Genomic DNA, 5,310 nt, shown 5'->3' with positions numbered 1-5,310 from the left:
TGCCTGTTCCTCACATCTTCCGCTTCCGGCTTGAGCTGTTGCCCTTCATTCTCCTTTTCTGCGACTTCGGGCGTGGGTGGCGCAAGCTCCAGCTGAATTTTTCGGTCAAGGGCGGCAAGTTCGGACTTCAACTGCTTCAGCTCGTCCTCCTTCTTCCACACCTTACCCGCTATCTCCTGTAACTGCGGTATCTCCATCTCCAGCACCTCGTTCTTCGCCTTGTACTGGTCGATGATGGAGGGTATCCTCTCCATCGCGTTGAGGAAGTTGCGGGCGGCGGCCAACGGGTCAGCCATCGCCAGATGCCCGTTGTTGTAGGTGTACTTGTAGTTCCCCTCGACCACGAAGCGGTTGTCGGTGAACTCCAATCCCTCTTTGAGTATCCTTTCGCTCACCACCTTTATCGGAAAACCGTAAAGTTCACCGACCTGCGTGTACAACCCTCCGGTCGTGGCATTCTTGGCTATCTCCTGCAAACGCTTTCCGATGACCTTCTCATCGGCGGAATCCACTCCGTCCACCTTTATTATATTAAGGCGGTTGCCCTCCTTGTCGGTCTGCACCACCGACAGGAAGCGGTTCCAGTCCTCCGTCATGGCATCTATGAAAGCCGTGTTGTTGCGCAACTCGCCGGTCTTTGACTCCAGCTTGAACTCCGAATCACGCTTGCCCTTGTTGAACGACTTGCGTTCCCCTTCGAGCGATGCGATCCGCTTTTCCAGTTTCGCCTTGTCCAACAGGTCGGTATTGCCGGAGAGCAACGCCATGTATTCCGAGAAATTCATGCCCGATTTTTCGTCCATTGCCCCCTCGTCGATGGTACGCGCACCCATCGCACCGCTTTTGAGCTGGCTTATGAAAGTCTGCTTGCAGTGCAGGAGGTTGAACTTGTAGCTGTCCAGTGACTTCTCCACCGCGTAGATGATTACATCCACGTTGTTCCCGGCGAAATGTTTGGCAATCTCATTACCTGCCCTAACTCCGCGTCCGTCACGCTGTTGCAAGTCGGACGGTCGCCACGGCGTATCGAGATGATGGATAGCCACACACCGTTTCTGGGCGTTCACACCCGTTCCGAGCATAGAGGTAGAGCCGAACAGCACACGCACCGTCCCGGCGTTCATGGCGTCTATCACCGCCTTCCGCGCCTTGTCGGTCTTGCACTCCTGAATGAAGCGCACCTCGCTTGGCGGTATACCGTAGTCCTCCGTCAGTTTGCGCTTGATTTCCGAATAGACGTTCCACCCGTCGCCCGGCTGGTATGTCCCCAAATCAGAGAAAACGAACTGCGTGCCTTTCTGGGCGTCGTATTTTTGATAATACTCCGCGATCATCTTGGCACAGTGACTCGCTTTGTTGTCGGGATGATCTTCGTAATTCGGGTCTATCATGCGCATGTCGAGTGCCATTTTCCGGGCATAGTCCGTGGCGATGAGCATCTTCGCCTTTTCTTCCGTTTCCGAAAGCGGCAGCCTGCCCAACAAGGTGGCATCGCCCGTCTTGGCGAACTGCATCAGTTTCTGTATGAAGTCCTCCTGTTCCGGCGTGGGCGGTATATGGTGCAGTATCTCGTTCTTGGCAGGACGGTCAACGCCCACATCCTCCGCCGTGCGGTAGTCCGTGATTTCATTATAGAAGGCGGCAAGCTCCGGCACTTTGATGAAGTAGCGGAAACGCTCCTTCTGGACCACATTGTTCGTCACGTTAAATTCAAAATCCGTCGTCTTCTTGGCAAATATCGCCGCCCAAGCGTCGAAACACCTTATGTCCTGCCGTTCCAGCTCCTTCGGGCGCAGGTACTTGAACAGCAGGTACAATTCAGTCAGTGAGTTGCTGATAGTCGTGCCGGAGAGGAAGGTCGCACCCAAGTCTTTTCCTGTGCGCTCCTGTATGGTGCGTATGGCAAAGAGCATGTTAAGTGCCTTCTGGCTTCCCTCGCTGTTTCCCAATCCCGCCACACGGTCGTGGCGCGTGTTGAAAGTCAGATTCTTGAACTGGTGGCTCTCATCTATGAAGATGTGGTCGATGCCCATCTGCTTGAAATCCACCACGTCGTCCGTGCGTGACTTTATGGCGTGTTCCACCTTCTCCAGCTTCGCTTCAAGGTTGTGCTTGCGCTTCTCCAATCCTTTCAGCATCGCCCGCGACACGTTCTTTCCCTGCTGCCGTAGCACTTCGAGGTTTTCCTCCACCGTGTCAAGCTCTGCTTGCAGGATGCGCTGCTGCAATTCCGGCGACTGCGGTATCTTGCCGAACTGGTCGTGCGACATGATGACGCAATCGTAGTCGTTGTTCTTTATATTATTGAAGAAGCGCACACGGTTGGCGGTCGAAAAGTCCTTCTCCGAAGCGTACAGAATACGTGCGTTGGGATATGCCGCCTGATAGGTGGCTGCAATCTCCGCAACGTTGGCTTTCAGCCCGATAATCATCGGCTTGTGTGCCAAATTCAGACGCTTCATCTCATGCGCGGCGATGCACATTATCAGCGTCTTACCGGTTCCCACCTCGTGGTCGCAAATTCCGCCGCCGTTCTGTTTCAACATCCAGACGCAATCCATCTGTGAGGGATAGACGCTCTTGATACCCCGGCTTGCCAGCCCTTTCAGGTTGAGGTCGGGAAAGGTCTGATGGGAGCCGTCGTAGCGCGGGCGCACGAAACAGTTGAACTTGCGGTTATACATCGTCACAAGCCGCTCCTTGAACTGCGGCGACTGCTCTTCGAGCCATTCGGAGAAGCCGTTTCGTATCTCGTCAATCTTGGCGTTGGCGAGTTGTATTCCCTCGCTGTCGCGCATCTTGATGTCGTTGCCATGCTCGTCCTTGCCGATGGACTTCATCATGTCAGGGCAGGTGTTGTGCAGGGCGTGTTTGAGGAGGTGCATACCGTCATAGTTCCGGTAATACCCCTTCACCAGAAACTCGTCCGTGATTTTCATGGTGCGGTAGCCGCACACCACCGAAAACTCGTCCATGCTTGCGGAATAGGCGATTTTCACCTCCGTGTCGAACAGCCGGCTCATGTAGGCGGCATAGACACCCGTCGGAATCCAGCGTTCCCCGAAATTGAAGTCCAGATCCTCGAAGGCGATGCGCTGCGGCTCGGCATCTTTCAGAGCCTCCAACGCCTGCTTCACCTCCGGCATACGCTCATTTTCGGGATTGTCACCCATCCATGCCTCTATGCGTTCCGCTTTCTCTATGACATTTCCGGCGATGAAACGGTCTTTGATTTCGTAACCGGTCACGAGCGGATTGTAGTAGATGCGCCCTTGCAGGGCAGTGAGCAAATCCTCCGCCGTGCTGTCGGTTATCTCCCGCATATAGTCGAGATTGACCGTACCATATTTGTTGAGCGACGCAGACAGGGCTTCTTCGGGAGAGCCTACGTTGGCATGGCTCTCCACCGCGAAGGAAACAGGATGCTCGAAGATGTCCGCCTTGACGAACTTTCCGTTTTCCATCCGTTCCAGCGAAAGGATGTCGCGCCCGCCCGCATCCATCATCACTAACTTCACGTTCTGCTTGGCGTTGAGGTTGCCGTAGCGCATGACAAACTCATCGTAACAGGTATTCAGATGCTCTCGCCACGGAACATTTGCCTCGCGCCGGAGCGATTCATAACGGTACAGACGCTCGTAGGCGTCACGCAGCGACACATACAACAACGCCTTTTCCTTCTGGTATCCTTTCAGGTCGAGCGGCTGGAATGTCGCCCCGTATGGCGTGATGTCTTTCAGGTAGCCGATGTTATGACGCCCCCGGTCAGCCACCAGCGACCCTTCGCGCAGGTGCATCTCCGGCGTGCGGTGGTAGGCACGCGGAGAAAGGTCCACGACTTCCTCCTTCGGCTTTTCCGCTTCGATGTCGGGGAAAAGGAAAGTCCCCACCGCTTCCGATGGGGTATCTGTAACGGCAGGTGCGGCGACTGCCTCCGGCTGTGTTTCCTCCTGTCGTGGCTGCTCACGGGAAGTTTCCGGCACGGCTTTCACTTCCGTCTTTTCCGCCACTTGTTTCTCGTTATGCTGCCTTGCCAGTTCCCGAAGTTCTTTCCTACGCTCCGGCGTCAAACCCATCATCATTTCATAGAAACCGTTGATGGGAGGATTGGTATCCCAGTCCAGTGTGGCATAGATGTCGTCCGGGTCGGCAGGCTTGGCGGTGTTCTCCGCTTTCACCTCCTTATTCTCCATTGCGGGTTTTGCAGTTGGAGCTGTCGGTGTAACCGTGACTTTCGGTTTGGGCGGAGTGGACTTTGCCGTAACTGCCTTTTTCACCGTCTTTTTCTTTTTGGAGGTTTTCGGTTGGCTGACCTCTTCCGTCATCCCCCAGAGGTCAAGCAGGGTGAGCTGCACGCCTGCGGAATATTGCGGGCGCGGTTCTATCTCCGGCTTTTCATCTGCGGGTTGCGGCTTTTCTGTCGGAGTTTCCACCGTCTGCGCCGAGGATACTGTTTCCAATTTTATGGCAGGACGCTCTACTTTATTTTGAACGGCAACTTTTTCTTCCGTTCCTGCCTGCCGGATTGAACCCGAATACAAGCGCATGGCAAGCCTGTAATGGAAATCCTCGTCGAGCATACGGCGCAAATCCCCGGCGATGCCTGCTGCCTTGCCCTCGTGCAGATAAACCATAGCGGGCTTCCCGTAGGGGTCTGTGTCAAGTTTCGCCATCGTATGCACGATGCGTTCCGGGTGGTGGATGAAATAGGCGTTGTCGGTCAGGGCGGTTTTCGTGTCCGTCTGTATCACGGTCATCAGCCGCTCGTCCTGCGACATTTCCTTCTTGCTGAGGTTCTTTTGCAGGACAATCAGGTCACTGCCCACCTCCGTGCCCGCGTTGTCCGTGAACAGGTTGTTGGGCAGGCGTATCGCGGATACCAGATTGGCCTGACTGAACAGCTCGTTACGCACGGAGGTCTTGGTGCTATTCAATACCCCTTGCGAGGTGATGAACGCCACGATACCGCCGTCACGCACGGCATCCAGTCCTTTGAGAAAGAAATAGTTGTGGATGGTTTTCTGGGCGGAGCGTCTGCCGAAAGAGTCGCTCCGCTGAAACTCCGCGTCGAACACGGCAATGTCACCGAACGGAATGTTGGACACCGCCAAGTCGAAATAATTGTTGAACGGTCTTTCGATTTTCTCAAAACCGCAGGTGCGCATTTTCTGGTCGGGATAGAGATGCCTCAAGATTGTACCCGTGAGCAGATCCTTCTCGAAAGCCATCACATCCGCATTGGGGCTGTGCCGCAGCATGGAATCCACGAACACGCCGACACCTGCCGACGGTTCGAGCATACGGGCGGGG

At 55.1% G+C, this 5,310-nt stretch carries 1 protein-coding gene; it reads right to left on the bottom strand.

The genetic code is table 11. The features are described from left to right. On the bottom strand, positions 1-5,310 hold a 5,310-nt coding region (locus ABUA47_RS17225), incomplete at both ends, for an N-6 DNA methylase (RefSeq protein ID WP_349831812.1).

Source organism: Bacteroides sp. RTP31139st1_H2_RTP31139_211217, assembly GCF_040227615.1.
Lineage (GTDB): Bacteria > Bacteroidota > Bacteroidia > Bacteroidales > Bacteroidaceae > Bacteroides > Bacteroides uniformis.
The sequence above is the reverse complement of the archived record's forward strand: the minus strand, read 5'-3'. Positions and strand labels throughout refer to the sequence as shown.